Annotated in this window: 16 protein-coding genes; 10 read left to right on the forward strand and 6 right to left on the reverse strand. The window is 39.4% G+C overall.

The window, feature by feature from the left end; all coding sequences use genetic code 11:
- Window positions 1–53: 53 nt before the first annotated feature.
- On the forward strand, window positions 54–377 hold the full coding sequence (locus AHMF7605_RS28735) for a hypothetical protein (RefSeq protein ID WP_146153704.1): 324 nt from the start codon (window positions 54–56) through the stop codon (window positions 375–377).
- Window positions 378–394: 17 nt separating this feature from the next.
- The gene (locus AHMF7605_RS28740; RefSeq protein WP_317046590.1) at window positions 395–1,306 is read left to right on the forward strand and encodes an IS3 family transposase; all 912 of its coding nucleotides are present in this window, start codon (window positions 395–397) and stop codon (window positions 1,304–1,306) included.
- 173 nt (window positions 1,307–1,479) lie between these two features.
- Here AHMF7605_RS28740 and AHMF7605_RS28745 read toward each other — a convergent pair whose 3' ends face one another.
- From AHMF7605_RS28745 to AHMF7605_RS28755, 3 genes are all read right to left on the reverse strand, one after another.
- A complete protein-coding gene (locus AHMF7605_RS28745; protein WP_106933711.1) occupies window positions 1,480–2,685 on the reverse strand; it encodes a serine hydrolase domain-containing protein in 1,206 nt (401 codons plus the stop codon).
- Window positions 2,686–2,696: 11 nt separating this feature from the next.
- Window positions 2,697–3,332, reverse strand: a complete 636-nt coding sequence (locus AHMF7605_RS28750; protein ID WP_106933712.1) for a hypothetical protein — start codon at window positions 3,330–3,332, stop codon at window positions 2,697–2,699.
- Window positions 3,333–3,463: 131 nt separating this feature from the next.
- Window positions 3,464–4,348, reverse strand: coding sequence for a LytR/AlgR family response regulator transcription factor (locus AHMF7605_RS28755; RefSeq protein ID WP_106933713.1), 885 nt, complete (start codon window positions 4,346–4,348; stop codon window positions 3,464–3,466).
- 401 nt (window positions 4,349–4,749) lie between these two features.
- On the opposite strand from AHMF7605_RS28755, the gene AHMF7605_RS28760 reads away from it, so the two are divergent.
- From AHMF7605_RS28760 to AHMF7605_RS28780, 5 genes are all read left to right on the forward strand, one after another.
- A complete protein-coding gene (locus tag AHMF7605_RS28760) occupies window positions 4,750–5,319 on the forward strand; it encodes a Crp/Fnr family transcriptional regulator (RefSeq protein ID WP_106933714.1) in 570 nt (189 codons plus the stop codon).
- A 153-nt stretch (window positions 5,320–5,472) separates the two neighbouring features.
- The gene (locus AHMF7605_RS28765) at window positions 5,473–5,907 is read left to right on the forward strand and encodes an SRPBCC family protein (protein ID WP_106933819.1); all 435 of its coding nucleotides are present in this window, start codon (window positions 5,473–5,475) and stop codon (window positions 5,905–5,907) included.
- A gap of 61 nt (window positions 5,908–5,968) precedes the next feature.
- Entirely contained in the window at window positions 5,969–6,520 is a 552-nt protein-coding gene (locus AHMF7605_RS28770) for a cupin domain-containing protein (protein WP_106933715.1), read from the forward strand.
- 196 nt (window positions 6,521–6,716) lie between these two features.
- On the forward strand, window positions 6,717–7,241 hold the full coding sequence (locus AHMF7605_RS28775) for a Crp/Fnr family transcriptional regulator (protein WP_158267664.1): 525 nt from the start codon (window positions 6,717–6,719) through the stop codon (window positions 7,239–7,241).
- A gap of 101 nt (window positions 7,242–7,342) precedes the next feature.
- Window positions 7,343–7,771 (forward strand): ester cyclase, encoded by a 429-nt coding sequence (locus AHMF7605_RS28780; RefSeq protein WP_106933717.1) that lies wholly within the window; start codon window positions 7,343–7,345, stop codon window positions 7,769–7,771.
- Between the two features lie 300 nt (window positions 7,772–8,071).
- Here AHMF7605_RS28780 and AHMF7605_RS28785 read toward each other — a convergent pair whose 3' ends face one another.
- The gene (locus AHMF7605_RS28785; RefSeq protein ID WP_106933718.1) at window positions 8,072–8,650 is read right to left on the reverse strand and encodes a Crp/Fnr family transcriptional regulator; all 579 of its coding nucleotides are present in this window, start codon (window positions 8,648–8,650) and stop codon (window positions 8,072–8,074) included.
- A 136-nt stretch (window positions 8,651–8,786) separates the two neighbouring features.
- Here AHMF7605_RS28785 and AHMF7605_RS28790 point away from each other — a divergent pair, with 136 nt between their 5' ends.
- The 3 genes from AHMF7605_RS28790 (at window position 8,787) to AHMF7605_RS28800 (ending at window position 11,790) form a co-directional block, all read left to right on the forward strand.
- Complete coding sequence (locus tag AHMF7605_RS28790) at window positions 8,787–9,923, forward strand: FAD-dependent monooxygenase (RefSeq protein WP_106933719.1); 1,137 nt, start codon at window positions 8,787–8,789, stop codon at window positions 9,921–9,923.
- Between the two features lie 265 nt (window positions 9,924–10,188).
- The gene (locus AHMF7605_RS28795; protein ID WP_106933720.1) at window positions 10,189–11,076 is read left to right on the forward strand and encodes a c-type cytochrome; all 888 of its coding nucleotides are present in this window, start codon (window positions 10,189–10,191) and stop codon (window positions 11,074–11,076) included.
- A 111-nt stretch (window positions 11,077–11,187) separates the two neighbouring features.
- Window positions 11,188–11,790 (forward strand): hypothetical protein, encoded by a 603-nt coding sequence (locus AHMF7605_RS28800; protein ID WP_146153705.1) that lies wholly within the window; start codon window positions 11,188–11,190, stop codon window positions 11,788–11,790.
- 209 nt (window positions 11,791–11,999) lie between these two features.
- On the opposite strand, the gene AHMF7605_RS28805 is transcribed toward AHMF7605_RS28800, so the two are convergent.
- Together AHMF7605_RS28805 and AHMF7605_RS28810 are read right to left on the reverse strand one after the other, a co-directional pair.
- A complete protein-coding gene (locus tag AHMF7605_RS28805) occupies window positions 12,000–12,854 on the reverse strand; it encodes an MBL fold metallo-hydrolase (protein ID WP_199200381.1) in 855 nt (284 codons plus the stop codon).
- Window positions 12,855–13,249: 395 nt separating this feature from the next.
- Window positions 13,250–13,975, reverse strand: a complete 726-nt coding sequence (locus AHMF7605_RS28810) for an SGNH/GDSL hydrolase family protein (RefSeq protein ID WP_106933722.1) — start codon at window positions 13,973–13,975, stop codon at window positions 13,250–13,252.
- Window positions 13,976–14,017 lie beyond the last annotated feature (42 nt).

The following is a 14,017-nucleotide window of genomic DNA, read 5'->3' on the forward strand; positions in this document are numbered from 1 at the left end:
GAGAGTTCAAAAGTAACAGAAAACAAACTTTTTCGTCTAAAGAGAAGAGAATCATGGTCGAAGAAATTCGTTCCGGTCTGCTTTCTCTTCGACAATCCATCCAACAGCATCAGGTTCCGGGTTCCGTTTTACAAAAATGGAATCGCTGGTACTTTAAAATGCGACTGTTAAAGTATTATCGACCAAAATCAGCATTTCTGATGGCGCCATCTCAGCCAACCGTTGAACAGTTAAAGCAACAATTAGCCGAAGCGCAAGCCCAGCTAGCCCAAGTAAAGCTCCAGAATACCGCTTTAGAGACGATGATTAAAGTAGCGGAGAAACAGTTAAACATAGACATCCGAAAAAAGTCTGGTTCCAAACAGTTCAAGAGTTAAACACGCAGCATCCCTTAATAGGTTTAGGGAAGTTGTGCGGACTGTTTGGAAAATCCCGGCAAGCCTACTATGAGCAGTTGTGGCAGCAAGATAAAAAGCAGGTAAATCAAATGGCTCTTGTGCAGCAAGTAGTGAAGATCAGAGAGCAATTACCCGGTGTGGGTACGGGAAAACTGCATCATTTATTAACTAACTTTTTGGCAGAGTATCACATAAAGCTGGGGCGGGATAAGCTGTATGTCCTGCTGCGGGAGCATCATTTATTACGCACTAAGCGGCGCAATAGGGCCAAAACCACCAACTCGCAACATCCTTTTTACAAATATGTGAACTTAGTGAAAGAGCTGCCGGTTAGCCGTCCTAATCAGGTATGGGTAAGTGATATTACCTACATCAGAACGGGTCGTGATTTTAGTTATTTGAGTTTAATCACGGATACTTATTCCCACAAAATCATGGGGTGGGCACTAGACACCACCTTACAGACGAAAGGACCACTGGCAGCATTGCAGAAAGCCGTTAAGAGTTTACCCAAGGGAAAAGAAAGCTTGATTCATCATTCTGATCGGGGTATTCAGTATTGCTCGAAAGAATACATTCAGTTACTCTGCTCCCGTGGCATCCGCATCAGTATGACCAGTCAAGGAGATCCAGGAGAAAATGCTTTGGCCGAAAGAATAAACAGAACCATTAAAGAAGAATTTAACTGCCGAGCTTTTATCTCCTTTGACTTGGCAAAGGTAGCTATCATCAAGTCTATTCAGGCCTATAATCAGCTCCGCCCTCATGCTTCTTGTGATTATCTAACTCCTAACCAAGCACACCTAAAGAAAGGTCCACTTAAAAAGCGCTGGCGAAAATACAAAAGAAAAAATCCTGTCAGCCAGGAGTTGTTAATCAAGAAATTAAATAGAATTTTTACCGTTTAACCTGTAAAGCTATTTCAGGAATCTACCATTCTTGCTTAACGTTTTGAGAAGAACTTCTTTATAAACTTTCTCCGGTATTTTCACGATTCTATAAAAAAGTATTTCTATCCGAAAAAGTATACTTGACTTACTAATACAGTTTCACAATTTGGATCAGGAATAACCAAAATGCATCACTTCAGCACGGTTTCTATTACCTCATTTTGCAGTTGTTCAGCCGCTTTGGCGAGCGGCCCACCCATAATAACACCCATATTTACAGCTACAAAAATGGTGATATCTTCATCCGGGAAATACGCGACAAAGCAACTCGAACCCAATCCGCTCCCACCGTGGCCGTAAGCATTGCCATAATCCGTTTCGAAATAGTGGAGACCCAGCCCATATTGTAATTTTTCCGGTTCTTTTTGAGTAGCGATAAACTGGCGCATTTGCTGCTTTGAGGCTACCGTTAATAAATTGCCTTTTAGTATCGCATCAGTAAATGAAACCACATCGTAAGGCGAGGCAATAATGCCATCATCGCCATGCATAGAGGCCACTTGCTGGTTCTGAATTTTAGAAATATCTTCTAAATAACCGTTGCCCCGACGGTCGTAGTAGGAACTTACCAACCCGGTTGGTTGTGGGTAAGCGGGTTCATTCAGGTAATAAGTATCGTGCAGGTTTAAGGGTTTAAAAATATGATCAGTAATGTATTTGGCGTGCGAAGCCCCGGTCACCTGGTCGATTAATATTGTTAGTAATAAGTAATTGGTATTAGAGTAACTGTAATCGGTTCCGGGTGCAAACTTTAATCTTTTACCGGCTACGTACCCTAAATATTTGTCGGATGTAAATGGGTAAAGGGGATTGTTTAGGAAATCGGTAATATAGGTGGCATCAGAAGCATAATCAGGAATGCCCGAAGAATGATTGAGCAATTGTCTTACTGTTATCTGATGGCTTTGGGTAATTTTAGCGGTTATCGTTGCCGGCAAATAGTGGTTAATAGAGTTATCTAAAGCAACAACATTTTGCTCGGCTAATAACAGGACAGCCGTGGCTACATACATTTTGCTAATGCTTTGAATGTATTGCAAATGACAGCCTTCCATTGTTGTTTTTGAAGCGATATCAGCTTTACCTGCCGCACCTAACCAATACCCATTTTCGGGACTGCGTACCAGCATTGCCACGCCGGGTAAACCTTGAGCAATGTATTTATTTAATACTTGTTGGTATAGCACTGCTTTCGGGTGATTGGGATAAACCGGAGGAGCGGACTGGCAAGCCGTTTGGGTAGAAGGCAGAGTATAATCTTCTTTACAACTAATAGTGGTTAAGGCCAATAAAGCAACTACCAACAAACGGGTTGCCGTATAAAATAAACGTTTCATAAGTAAGGTAATTATTGATTATTAAAATGGGAATTAATTTTTACCCCAACGTGCAGGTAAGATTGTGGAATAACGGGCAATCCGGGATTGTAGAAGAATTGGACTGCTGGTTGGTATTTTATAAATGGACTTACTTTAATAAATCGGTTTTCCTTTTCAAAACCTAAGCTAATAGAAGCAGTAACTAAAGCCGAGCCATTACCGCCGTTTTTTGCCGGTTCGTACTCACCCAAGTTGTTCAATTTATAACTGTTACCGGGTAAAAAACAATGCAGATAATTCAGACCAATCTGGTATTCGGTGTACAAACCGGTTTTTGCGAGCGTAATTTTATAACCAACATCGGTGCCCAGAAAAATGCCATTACCGTTGTTCTTATTTAAAAATAAACCGGTTTGACCGGTCTGGTAGAGTTGGGTTTTTCGGCCTTGCCGATACGTATACTGGGTCCCCACCGAAAAGCCAGGGTTAAGCGGCCGAGTTCCGGTAATCGCCACCATTCGGTCGAAGGGCAGACTAATATTTTGTTTAAGAACAGAGATAACGACCGGCCATTTTTGAGTTTGGCGGGGGAGCGTTTTCAGCGTTTGGGCGAAAAGCGGACCTTGTAAAAGGAAGGAAAAGATAAGGGCAAAAAGCTTTTTCATGGTATAGGGCTACAAAAACTAACCCGTCAGGCAGCTGGTTAACGCTGCAATAATGAAATAGCAAATGCTGTTTTGGTAACATCAAAGCCCCATAAATACCTGAAGTGTAGTAAATTTCAACTTGAAATGTACTAAATCAGCTCCCGGCGCAGCCATTTTTTAAAACTGGCAGCCTTCGTACGGCTGATAATTACGGGCGAAGGCATATCCAATTTTTCCTGGAGGGTAACCAATAATTTGCCGTTTACATCTTTCTCAATGGCCTTCACAGTATCATTACGCAAAATGCACTGCCGGTTCGCCCGGAAAAACTGATCCGGATCTAAATATTGCTCACACTTATCCAACGACATATCCAGCACGAGCTTGCGCTTTTCGTGGGTATAGAGCAAATTAATATCATCGACTACGTAAATAGCTAATATCTCGGGCGTAGGTACCAGCAGTTCTTTGTTGCCTAGTTGTACCCGGAAAGTGGGAGGTTGCTTGGTCGGTGTTTCGGCTGCAGACCCCAATTGAGGTGGAATAGTCCCGTTAGTTGGCAATTGCCACTGCATTTGTTTCTGCTTTTCGATGGCCTGGCGGTAAAGTTTAAAATAATATAAGCCAATATATACCCCATTCATCACCAAAACCCAGATCGCGAAAATAAACAAGTTATAGGTATAAAAACTGCGCTTCACTGGCTGATCCGAAACAATGAAATTTACTAATTCCGTAAGAGCTACAATAACACCGAGGCAAATCAGCATGGTAGTCACCAGTTGTAAAACAAGGCGTCTTATTAACCCTAGTTCCCATGGAAATTTCTGGTCAAGGGTGAGTATAATATACCGGGCGGAAAACCAAGCGGCATACCCTTCTAAGGTATCAATGACATAAGTGGTCAGTAAATAGGAGTTAAAATGAATGGACGAGTAGGTTAAATAATAATTAACTATATTAATGAGTGGAATAACCAGAAGAATAAAAATTTTATCCTGGTAGTTGAATGGATTGGTCGTACTTAACTCCATAAAAGCTATTTGAAATATCCGGCTCGTGGTATTTCAAAAATAAAATTTAATTTGTTCTTTTCTAACATTTTACTTAACAGAATTTAGATTATAAAATATCTCACAACAAGGTACACCGGTAGTGGAAACTGGTAAAAGTGACTTTTTCGCAGTTGACTACTTCGTAACAGGACTGCACCGGATAGTATTCAAAGGAAATAGATATGCTGGTGTAAGATTTCAGTTCCTTATCACAACCTTATTTGCAGTAGAATGGAATAGCAGGGCCGTAGTTAATTACAAAAGATAAGTGCAGATTTTATCATTTATAAAGGAGTAATTTTAGAAGTAGCTTTTTTTTATTCAAAAAAACTAGCTTTCCGCTTTTAAAACCATTAAAAAATAAAGAAGAAAGATTTCCTATGTCAGAACTCGAAAAATATATTCGTACCTATTTCGGGGTAAGTAATGAAGACTTAAGTAAAATAAGTTCGTTCTTTAAACTAAGTTCTTTAAAAAAGGGAGAATTTTTCCTGCAAATGGGTCGGTATTCTGACCGGCTAGGCTTTGTACAGTCGGGTATTATCCGGGAGTTTGTTACTATTGGCGATAAAGAAATTACGAAATGGATTTCTACCAAAGGCTATTTTGTAGTTGATTTATCGAGCTTCTACTTTCATCAAACTGCCCGCTGGAATATACACGCCTTAACGGATTGTGAGCTTTATGTAATCGACAGCAAAGAATATCATAAATTTGGGCAAATAATCCCCCAATGGGCCGAATTAGAAAAGCTCTTTATTGCCAAATGCTTTATGGTTTTAGAAGAAAGAATAATTACCCACCTTTCCCTGACGGCAGAGGAAAGATACAATCAATTACTGAACTTTAATAAAGAATTATTTAACCAAGTGCCTTTACATTACCTGGCTTCGATGCTGGGTATAACTCCGGAAACATTGAGCAGGTTGAGAAAAAAAGCGGTGGCGTAAATTTATTGATTTTTATCAAGAGCAAATTTTCATTTTGAGCAGACCTTTGTTCTGTCCATTTTGAATGGAAAAGTCATGTTCATAAAATTAATTCTTTTAACCGCTATTAGCCTAGCCACAACAGCGATAGCTTTTGCACAAAATAATTCAAAAATGAAAAGTATCAACAACCAAGCACCGGTAATGTGCAGTAAAAAAATTACCATTAACGCCAGTAGCGAAAAAGTTTGGCCATTAATAGCCAATATAAACAATTGGGCAAATTGGCAAACCGACATCAGCAAGGCCCAACTGAATGGTGAACTAAAGCCCCAGACAACCTTTGATTGGAAAACGGGCGGTGCAAACATCCATTCTACCCTGCATACTGTCGAGCCATACAAGGCGTTTGGCTGGACTGGAAAAGCTTTTGGAACTTATGCGATTCACAACTGGATGTTTACCGAAAAAGACGGGTGCACCGAAGTAGCCGTAGACGAAAGCATGGAAGGTCTTTTGGCCGTACTCTTAAAGAAAATATTAAATAAGAGTTTAGAAAAGGGAATGCAAAACTGGCTCGACTTGCTAAAAAAAGAATGCGAAAATTAAGCTGGCTTTTGTTAAACTACCCGCCAATTTTACTTTTAGAAAACGAAACCGATGAAAGAAAATGGCTTTCAAAAACAAGATAATCTGTAATCCCAAAACCGGCCAGGATATAAAATTTTTACAAACGGGCAAGGATACGAACGGTCAGCTTTTAGAGATGGAAACTACTTATAATGCGCACTCAAAAGAACCGGCCGCGCATTATCATCCTTACCAGGTAGAAGACTTTAAGGTATTAGCCGGTAAATTAACCGTTCGCCTGGATGGGCAAATAAAAGTACTGCACCCAGGCGATACGCTGCATATACCCAAAAATAAGGTCCACGCTATGTGGAATAATACAAACCGTAAGACAGTCGTAAACTGGAAAGTGCAACCAGCTTTGGACACCGATCATTTGCTCGAAACTACTACTGGGCTAACGATTGACGGCAAGACTAACGACAACGGAATGCCTAACCTCTTACAACTTGTTTTAATCGCCAATAAATATGCGCCTGTATTTCGGCTGGCTAAACCAGCATTTGCTGTTCAAAAAGTATTATTTATTTTTTTAATACCGTTTGCTTACTTGTTTGGATATAAAGCGGTTTACAAAAAGTATCTTGACTGAACAAGACGATGACTCCACTTCTAACTTTAATTATTAAGTTACTACCGTACAAGTATTAAGTTACCACCGTACAAGCGGTAAAACAAGAATTTTAATACTACTCAGTTCTTCGCAAATTTCGTAGTCATTTAGCACCATTTAAGATAGATAATTTCTCTTGAACCATCTTTTCACCTACCTTCAAACAATAACAGATTTGTCAGAAGAAAGCCGAAAGATTTTCTCAGCTACGCTAACATTTCTGGAGATAAAAAAAGGGGGCTACTTGTTACAAGCGGATGAGGTATGCCCAGCCATTTTCTTTATTGTAACAGGTTATTACCGGTCTTTTTACCTGAACGACGGAGAAGAAAAAAATACCAACTTCTACTTTGAAAACAGCTTTGCCACGAATGTAAAAAGCCTTACCCAAAATACGAAATCAGATTACTTCATTCAAGCTGAAGAACAAAGCTCCGTTATCAGACTCGATAAAACCAAATTGCTGGAAGCGTATAAGCAATCCCACGAAATTGAGAGATTGGGTAGAAAGTTGTTAGAGTTAATTTTAATGAACCAGGAAGAACATGCCAACCTGTTTAAATTATTCACACCGCAACAACGGTACGTATATTTGCAAAGAACCCAGCCGGAGTTATTTAACCGCGTATCACTAACTCAAATTGCTTCCTATATAGGCATTAGCCGGGAAACCTTGAGCAGAATTCGGGGCAGGAAATAAATAAAATGCCGCCTTGGGCAGGTATAATTTTGTGACGATTGTCACAGGTTGAAATAACAAGATAAAGCCAGTTTTGTATTTCAAAATTTAATTGTAAAAAAATGCAACAGGCTAATCACAAATTAGTTTCCGAGTTTGTTGAGCAAATTTGGAACAAGCAAAACTTCGAGAAGTTAGATGATTTTATTCATCCGGAATTCAAGGATTTCTCCTTACCACCAGCTTTAACACCAGATAAAGAAGGCCTGAAAAATTGGATTATGGCTACATGTGCTTCATTTGAACATAAAACAGTTATTGAAGACCAGGTTACCGAAGGAGACAAAAGCATTGTAAAAATCCGGATGGAGCTAAAACACATTGGGGTTTGGCGAGATATGCCGCCAACTAATCTTGAAGTGCTTACCCAAGGTTACCGGTTTTTCAAAATCAAAGCAGGAAAAATTTTGGAACATTGGGCTTTAATTGATGGACAAGCAATTGAAAGTCAATTAAAAGGCGCTTCCAATGGTTGTACGCTGCCCAGATAGTTAAATAACCATAGTTTTACAAAAGCAGGAATCTGTTACCTTAAACAGACTTTTGCAATACATTAGCTCGGGACATATGTCTATAAATCTAAACTAAATTTCCGCTTTTGTAAGGCTGCATTCTTATCTTTTCGGACAAAACCAATACTTTCGTAAAGTTAGTACCTGATTTTATTAGAGTTACAGGTTTATTTACAACCACCAATACCGTGGGGTAATAAACGACCTTGATTTAGTTAGGATGGTTACCTTTGTTATCTACTAGTAAATGGAGCAACCGGATATTCAAGCCAGAAGCAGTTAAACAGAACCTGCCCGGAGCCGACTCAAACTTACCTGCGTAATACCTAAATAAGAAGCAATGTGTTTGAGGGGACACCGGTTTAGGATGCCCGGATACTTATTTCCTAACGCTTTGTACCTCTCCTTTGCTTCGTGAAACCGGATACTTTCAATGCGTTGTTGTCCTTCCAGGAACGCGTAAATGGCCAACATCCGGCCGGCTCGCTCCATTTCGTGGTATTTTCGGCAAAGCTCCTCTAAATCAGCATATAAAATGGAGTATATAATAGAGTCCTCCAAAACGTGAATTCCTTTTTTGGATGGCATTCCGGTAAAAAGGCTTTCTACACCGCCGATAAATTGGTTATCAATGGCAAAATAATCGGTAACATCTTCCGCTTCATGGAAATAAAAAACTCGTGCCAAGCCCGTTTGAATAAAGTATAAATGCCGAGAAACGGCTCCAACATCTAACAAAATCGTATTTTTTTTAACTCCTGATGCCTTAGTAAGCTGGTTTAATTCCTCTATAACTACGGAAGATAATTTGCTAATTTTGTTCAACGCTTCTGCCAAAGAGGTATTTATACTTTCCATTTATTTTGTTTTTACTAATAATTGATTTCGCAATCAGGCTAAAGTACCAATTTTATTCTTGTCAGTTTGTTATTTAACATATGTAAAAATTTTTCTGCTCGCCAAGTTTTAGATTTGTGTCATAAAAAATAAAATTATGAAAATCAGTATAATAGGAGCGGGGATTGCCGGATTAACCACCGCCATAGCTTTAAAAAAAGCCGGATTTGAAACGGAAGTATTCGAAGCAGCATCCGAGATTAAACCGGTTGGAGCGGGCTTAGGCCTAGCACCCAATGCCATCAAAGCTTTTTATGAATTAGGTATCGCCGAAAAAATTATACCACTTGGCAGAAGGTTACCCCACTTTAAAATTACTAATGCCGCCGGAAGTATTCTTTCCTTTACAGATAGCCAGGCCATAAGTGCGCGTTACGGCATTGATAATTTTACTATTCATCGGTATGCTCTGCACCAAGCGCTCCTGCAAGAACTGGATGGGACCCCCATTTATATCGGCAAAAAAGTAATTGGTCTTACCAAAGAAGGAAAAGAACTAATCATTCAGTTTCAGGATGGGAGTTCGCACAAAACTCCTTATTTGATTATTGCCGATGGTATTCACTCTGTTTTACGCAACAAACTGGTTCCCCATGCTACTATTCGTTATGCTGGTTATAGCTGCTGGCGGGCGGTGATTGAAGGTACCGGCATTGCCCAGGAGGGCGCCTCCGAGACCTGGGATACCGCCGGCAGGTTCGGGATTGTGCCGTTGAAAGACAACCAAATTTATTGGTTTGCCTGCATTAATGCCCCGGAAAAAAGTGAAAAATTTAAAAATTTCCGGGTTCAGGATTTATATGCCCATTTTCATCAGTTTCATGCGCCTGTTCCACAAATTCTCTCCAAAACAAAAGACGAACAACTGCTACACCATGATATTTTTGATTTGGACCCACTACCGCATTTTGTTTATGATAATGTGCTGCTGGTAGGTGACACCGCTCATGGCATGACGCCCAACATGGGCCAAGGAGCTTGCCAGGCCATTGAAGATGCTGTTGTACTGGGTAAAGAGTTAGAGCGGAATACAACGATTGAAGCGGCACTTCAGGCTTTTGAACGAAGAAGGTTAAAACGTACGGAAAAGATTATCCTGCGGTCGCGGAATATTGGGCGCATCGCTCAAACCAGCAATCCGATTCTGGCTGGAATCAGAAATGCCATGCTACGGATTACTCCAGCTAGCGCCCAAACAAAGCAATTTGATATGCTCTACAACATTGATTTCTAAGAGCAACACTCCTGTTAATGCATGAGCCAGTTATTTGTACCAGGTAAAGAATCGAAGTAATTTCCTGTAATAACAACAAACCCTCCAGTCTGTATAAATGTCGCTTTTATTCAATACTTGAACTTAGCCAACAGCTAATTTTGGTGGATAATTAACAATTTTTTGATAAGCCGAGATATTGCGTTTTGCTTATCAGAAAGCTTATCCTATAAAGATGGGAAACACTCCATCATCATAGTTAAAATTTAATCTTCTTAATCATCCAATGAAAAAGTTCTTTAAATGGACCGGAATTGTTCTGGGCTCATGCTTCATTATGCTGCTTTTAACTTTTCTTTTTATCAACCATAAAGTAAAAAGCCGCTTCAACAAAGAGTATCAGGTATCGGTGCAAACCATTCCCATTCCTACCGATGATGCCTCCATAAACCTTGGTAAACACATTGCCACTATAAAGGGCTGCGGCGACTGCCACGGCCAAAATTTTAGTGGACAAGTAGTAATTGATGACCCAGCCATTGGCTTTTTGGCGGGTCCCAATATAACGCGAGGAAAAGGCGGTCTTTTAAGCCGGCATAAAACTTATACGGACGAAGATTACGTGCGGGCAATCAAGCATGGCATTGGACAAGATAATAAAACATTAAAACTCATGCCATCTTACGAGTACAACCCATTATCTAAAAAGGATTTAGGCGCTTTGATTGCTTATTTAAAAAGTTTGCCGCCTGTAGATAATGAAACACCACCTATTCGTTTAAATCCCTTAGCTTACGTACTTACCCATTTTGATAAATTACCGTTGGTGGCGGCGGAAAGGGTGGACCATAGTACGCAGAGCCAAGAAGAAGTTTTACCGGAAGTTTCCGCCGCCTATGGCCAATATGTAGCCGTGTCATGTACTGGTTGCCATCGCGATAATTTCCAGGGAGGCAGTGCCATAGTTCCGGGTTCGCCCGATGTCCCTAATATAAACAGTTCGGGTAACTTAGGAAAATGGTCAGAAGCCCAGTTCATTCAAACCTTGCGAACCGGCATAACACCCGAAGGCAAAAAAATGAATGCCAAATTCATGCCCTGGAAAATGACAAAAGAATACACAGATACCGAAATAAAATCGCTCTATAAATTCTTGAAAAGCTTACCTGGTTAAAGAAGTGAACCGCGAAACAAGCCGGTAGATTTCCTGAGAAGGTCAGGTTCTTAAATTAGAATACAGAAAGCCTGGCAAATTCATAAGGAGGCATTCTCTTGCTTACTTACTATGAAAACAAATTTCTCTTCATCTGTTATTATGAAAAAATATGATAAACCAATTGCCCTTCTTTTTGGGTTTTTAACTATTCTATTCTTGGTTCTTTTATTAACCAATACTGTATTCTTAAATTGGGTATTTGCCCGGCACCAAAATCAGATGAGCTGGTTTATCCGGCCTTTATTTATTGTACCCTTCTGCTATTTTGCTTACCGTCAAAGTTGGACCGGAATTTCCATTATCATATTCGCTATATTTGCCAGTATGTTCTGGTTTAATCAACCTGCTATAATAACAGATGATGTAAAAGCATTTCTGCAGTTTGAAATACATTGGCTTAGTGACACCTGGAAACTAAAAAAAGTATTATTCGCCTTAGTACCGCTGATTTCTTTCATGACATTAGGCTTTTCCTGCTGGCAAAGAAGCATCTGGATGGGACTGGCTGTAATTGCTTTTATGGCGCTGGGAAAAATGGCCTGGGGCATTGCTCAGGCTGGAGAACCTGGAAAATCCATGAAAATACCCGCTACAATCGGGCTCTTGTTTTGTCTAAGTTGTATTTATTTCGGATTTAAACAACTTGAAAAAAGAAAACCTACTAACAAGTAGGTTTAATAAGGGGGAAAACCCCTAAAATCAATCACATTATAGCTTACTACTTGAAATTTTTACCATCATCCACTTAAAAGGGTGCTTTCCTTTTTATGCTTTTGTTAGCCTTTAACTAATTCCGTTATTTAAAAAGTTTTAATCTGCTCTTTAAGTGAGCACATCCGCCTTTTCTATGCTAGACAGATTTAAATATTTTTAAAAAAAATTTACAAAGGTATAAGATCACCATCAAAGGGAATAATAACTTTTGAAACCAAGTTATTTTCTTGAAGGGCTTTTCTCAAAGCCGTTCGCTTTACAAAACAATGATTTACTGTATCCATGTGTACAGCTATAATTTTTGCATTAGGCTGTTTCGCATAAACTTGCCTAATATCTTCTGGAGTCATAGTAATTGGGCCTCCGGATAAAAACTGCGCTCCTCCTGCATTTACTATTATAGCTGTTGGTTGGTGTTCTTTTAGAGCTTCATTCACATCATCACACCAAATAGTATCTCCTGCCAAGTAAACGCTTTGTTGTTTACTAGCAAAAACAAATCCGGATACTTCTCCCATTTTTTGCCCGATCTCACCCGAGCCATGCTTTCCTTTAGTCCGGAAAATCTTTATGTCTTTCCAGATAAGTTGCTGGTCAATTGGTGTTACATTTGTAAAGCCTTGCTTTTTGATTTTATCTAAATCAGATGGCTGGCAAAATATAAGTTTATCTTTGTTTATAAGAGTTTGTGCAGCCAGATCCCAATGATCCCGATGAAGATGGGTTACCACAATAGCATCTACCTCGCTTAAAATCTTCTGTAATGCATCCTTTTCTAAGGGAAGATCAACCATTGGTATTCTTATGTTGTTCCCGCAATTTTGTACCGGGTCTAACTCTCCTTTTGATGCCAGCATGGGATCAACAAGCAGCTTTTGTTTACCAATATGAATAATTAAAGTGGCGTGCCTTAGTAATTGAACAGAAATTTTAGGGTTCATAAGCGGATATGGATTTGCTTTCAGTAAATAAGGGGTGACGCCAAGCAACAAAAGGTTTTGTAAAAATATTTTACGGTTCATCGTCTAACTCTATTAATTTCTGTGCAGAAAATTTAAAATCACAAATTTGCGAATACTTTCTATAGGTAGCATAATTTTAATTCTCACTCCGTTTTTTAAGTACATAAAGTCAGTTTTGCAGCCCTTTTTCTAAATTCTTGTTCCGCATTTTCTTAAAATGTCTGGCTAGTAATTTTTCCATGCTTTCAGCTACTGTTAATAATAATTGTCCGTCTTTTTGTATAAGCACCCAGTTACAAATTTCGTATTATCCGAGAGCTTTTTTGGTCCACCTAAACTGATTATTTAGCTAAACAGCATGAAAGGTTGAAGGGATTATTGCGCTACTGGTTTTCTAATTCAAAGTAGCGCCTGGTATTAGATCGCCATTAAGATGTAACCTAATAATATTTCGTTTAAGGCTTTAGTTTTTGCAATTGCTCTATAATACAAACTTTAAAAATTCGAGCTCCCGCGTTATTCAAGTGAACGCCATCAATGGTTAGCTGCAGGTGGCGCTTGCGGCTTAGCCAATCCGGGCCCTTTTTAGTGTGTGAAACAACCGGGTCGGTCAGGGTAACGGCCCAGAAGCTTTCCAAAAAGTAATTTGTTTGGGAGTTAATACTTAAAATTTGGTCATATTTTAACCCGCTATCCGCTAATAAGGTCGCTTCTTCCTGAGCAACTTTGCGAATAGCGGTATTGTAAGCAGCTCGTTGAAAATTTAAGGTAAAATGTAAATCCTCATTGATACAACCTATGGTGGTAAGTACCAGTTTGCCCTTAAAAATCCGTTTAACCTCCTGAACAGTTCTTCTCCAGGCATTTTCGAAATCCAAGGCAGAAGTTAGTGGCCATAAGCCTTTTTTGAGCTGTTCCTTTAAAGCAAATTGGAACAGCTTGCCTTTCTGTTGAAAATAAGGTAAAATTAAATCGTTATAACCTCCCTGGAGCACCACACCATCATAATCGGGATTCTTACTTAATTCCTGAAGAAGCCTTTCGCTGATATGGCTAAAAGTATCCCCATTTAAGCCCGCGTTTTTTATGTTATACCCAGGATTTTCGTACTGTATTATTTTTATAAAGCTCGTGCCAAGTGTACCCTTGGTGATACTATCACCTACAAATAAAATTTTCATAATAAGTTAGAATATAGTTTCTAGGCAACAGGGTGAAATGAG

The sequence above is a fragment of the Adhaeribacter arboris genome (assembly GCF_003023845.1).
Taxonomy (GTDB): domain Bacteria; phylum Bacteroidota; class Bacteroidia; order Cytophagales; family Hymenobacteraceae; genus Adhaeribacter; species Adhaeribacter arboris.

What these genes read in the sequence shown, in the direction of transcription:
- AHMF7605_RS28800 (WP_146153705.1), top strand. Translation starts at nt 11,188, where the DNA reads ATGAAAACAAATTTCTCTTCATCTGTTATTATGAAAAAATATGATAAA.
- AHMF7605_RS28810 (WP_106933722.1), bottom strand. Translation starts at nt 13,975, where the DNA reads ATGAAAATTTTATTTGTAGGTGATAGTATCACCAAGGGTACACTTGGC.
- AHMF7605_RS28765 (WP_106933819.1), top strand. Translation starts at nt 5,473, where the DNA reads ATGAAAAGTATCAACAACCAAGCACCGGTAATGTGCAGTAAAAAAATT.
- AHMF7605_RS28750 (WP_106933712.1), bottom strand. Translation starts at nt 3,332, where the DNA reads ATGAAAAAGCTTTTTGCCCTTATCTTTTCCTTCCTTTTACAAGGTCCG.
- AHMF7605_RS28745 (WP_106933711.1), bottom strand. Translation starts at nt 2,685, where the DNA reads ATGAAACGTTTATTTTATACGGCAACCCGTTTGTTGGTAGTTGCTTTA.
- AHMF7605_RS28760 (WP_106933714.1), top strand. Translation starts at nt 4,750, where the DNA reads ATGTCAGAACTCGAAAAATATATTCGTACCTATTTCGGGGTAAGTAAT.
- AHMF7605_RS28795 (WP_106933720.1), top strand. Translation starts at nt 10,189, where the DNA reads ATGAAAAAGTTCTTTAAATGGACCGGAATTGTTCTGGGCTCATGCTTC.
- AHMF7605_RS28785 (WP_106933718.1), bottom strand. Translation starts at nt 8,650, where the DNA reads ATGGAAAGTATAAATACCTCTTTGGCAGAAGCGTTGAACAAAATTAGC.
- AHMF7605_RS28770 (WP_106933715.1), top strand. Translation starts at nt 5,969, where the DNA reads ATGGCTTTCAAAAACAAGATAATCTGTAATCCCAAAACCGGCCAGGAT.
- AHMF7605_RS28755 (WP_106933713.1), bottom strand. Translation starts at nt 4,348, where the DNA reads ATGGAGTTAAGTACGACCAATCCATTCAACTACCAGGATAAAATTTTT.
- AHMF7605_RS28805 (WP_199200381.1), bottom strand. Translation starts at nt 12,854, where the DNA reads ATGAACCGTAAAATATTTTTACAAAACCTTTTGTTGCTTGGCGTCACC.
- AHMF7605_RS28780 (WP_106933717.1), top strand. Translation starts at nt 7,343, where the DNA reads ATGCAACAGGCTAATCACAAATTAGTTTCCGAGTTTGTTGAGCAAATT.
- AHMF7605_RS28735 (WP_146153704.1), top strand. Translation starts at nt 54, where the DNA reads ATGGTCGAAGAAATTCGTTCCGGTCTGCTTTCTCTTCGACAATCCATC.
- AHMF7605_RS28790 (WP_106933719.1), top strand. Translation starts at nt 8,787, where the DNA reads ATGAAAATCAGTATAATAGGAGCGGGGATTGCCGGATTAACCACCGCC.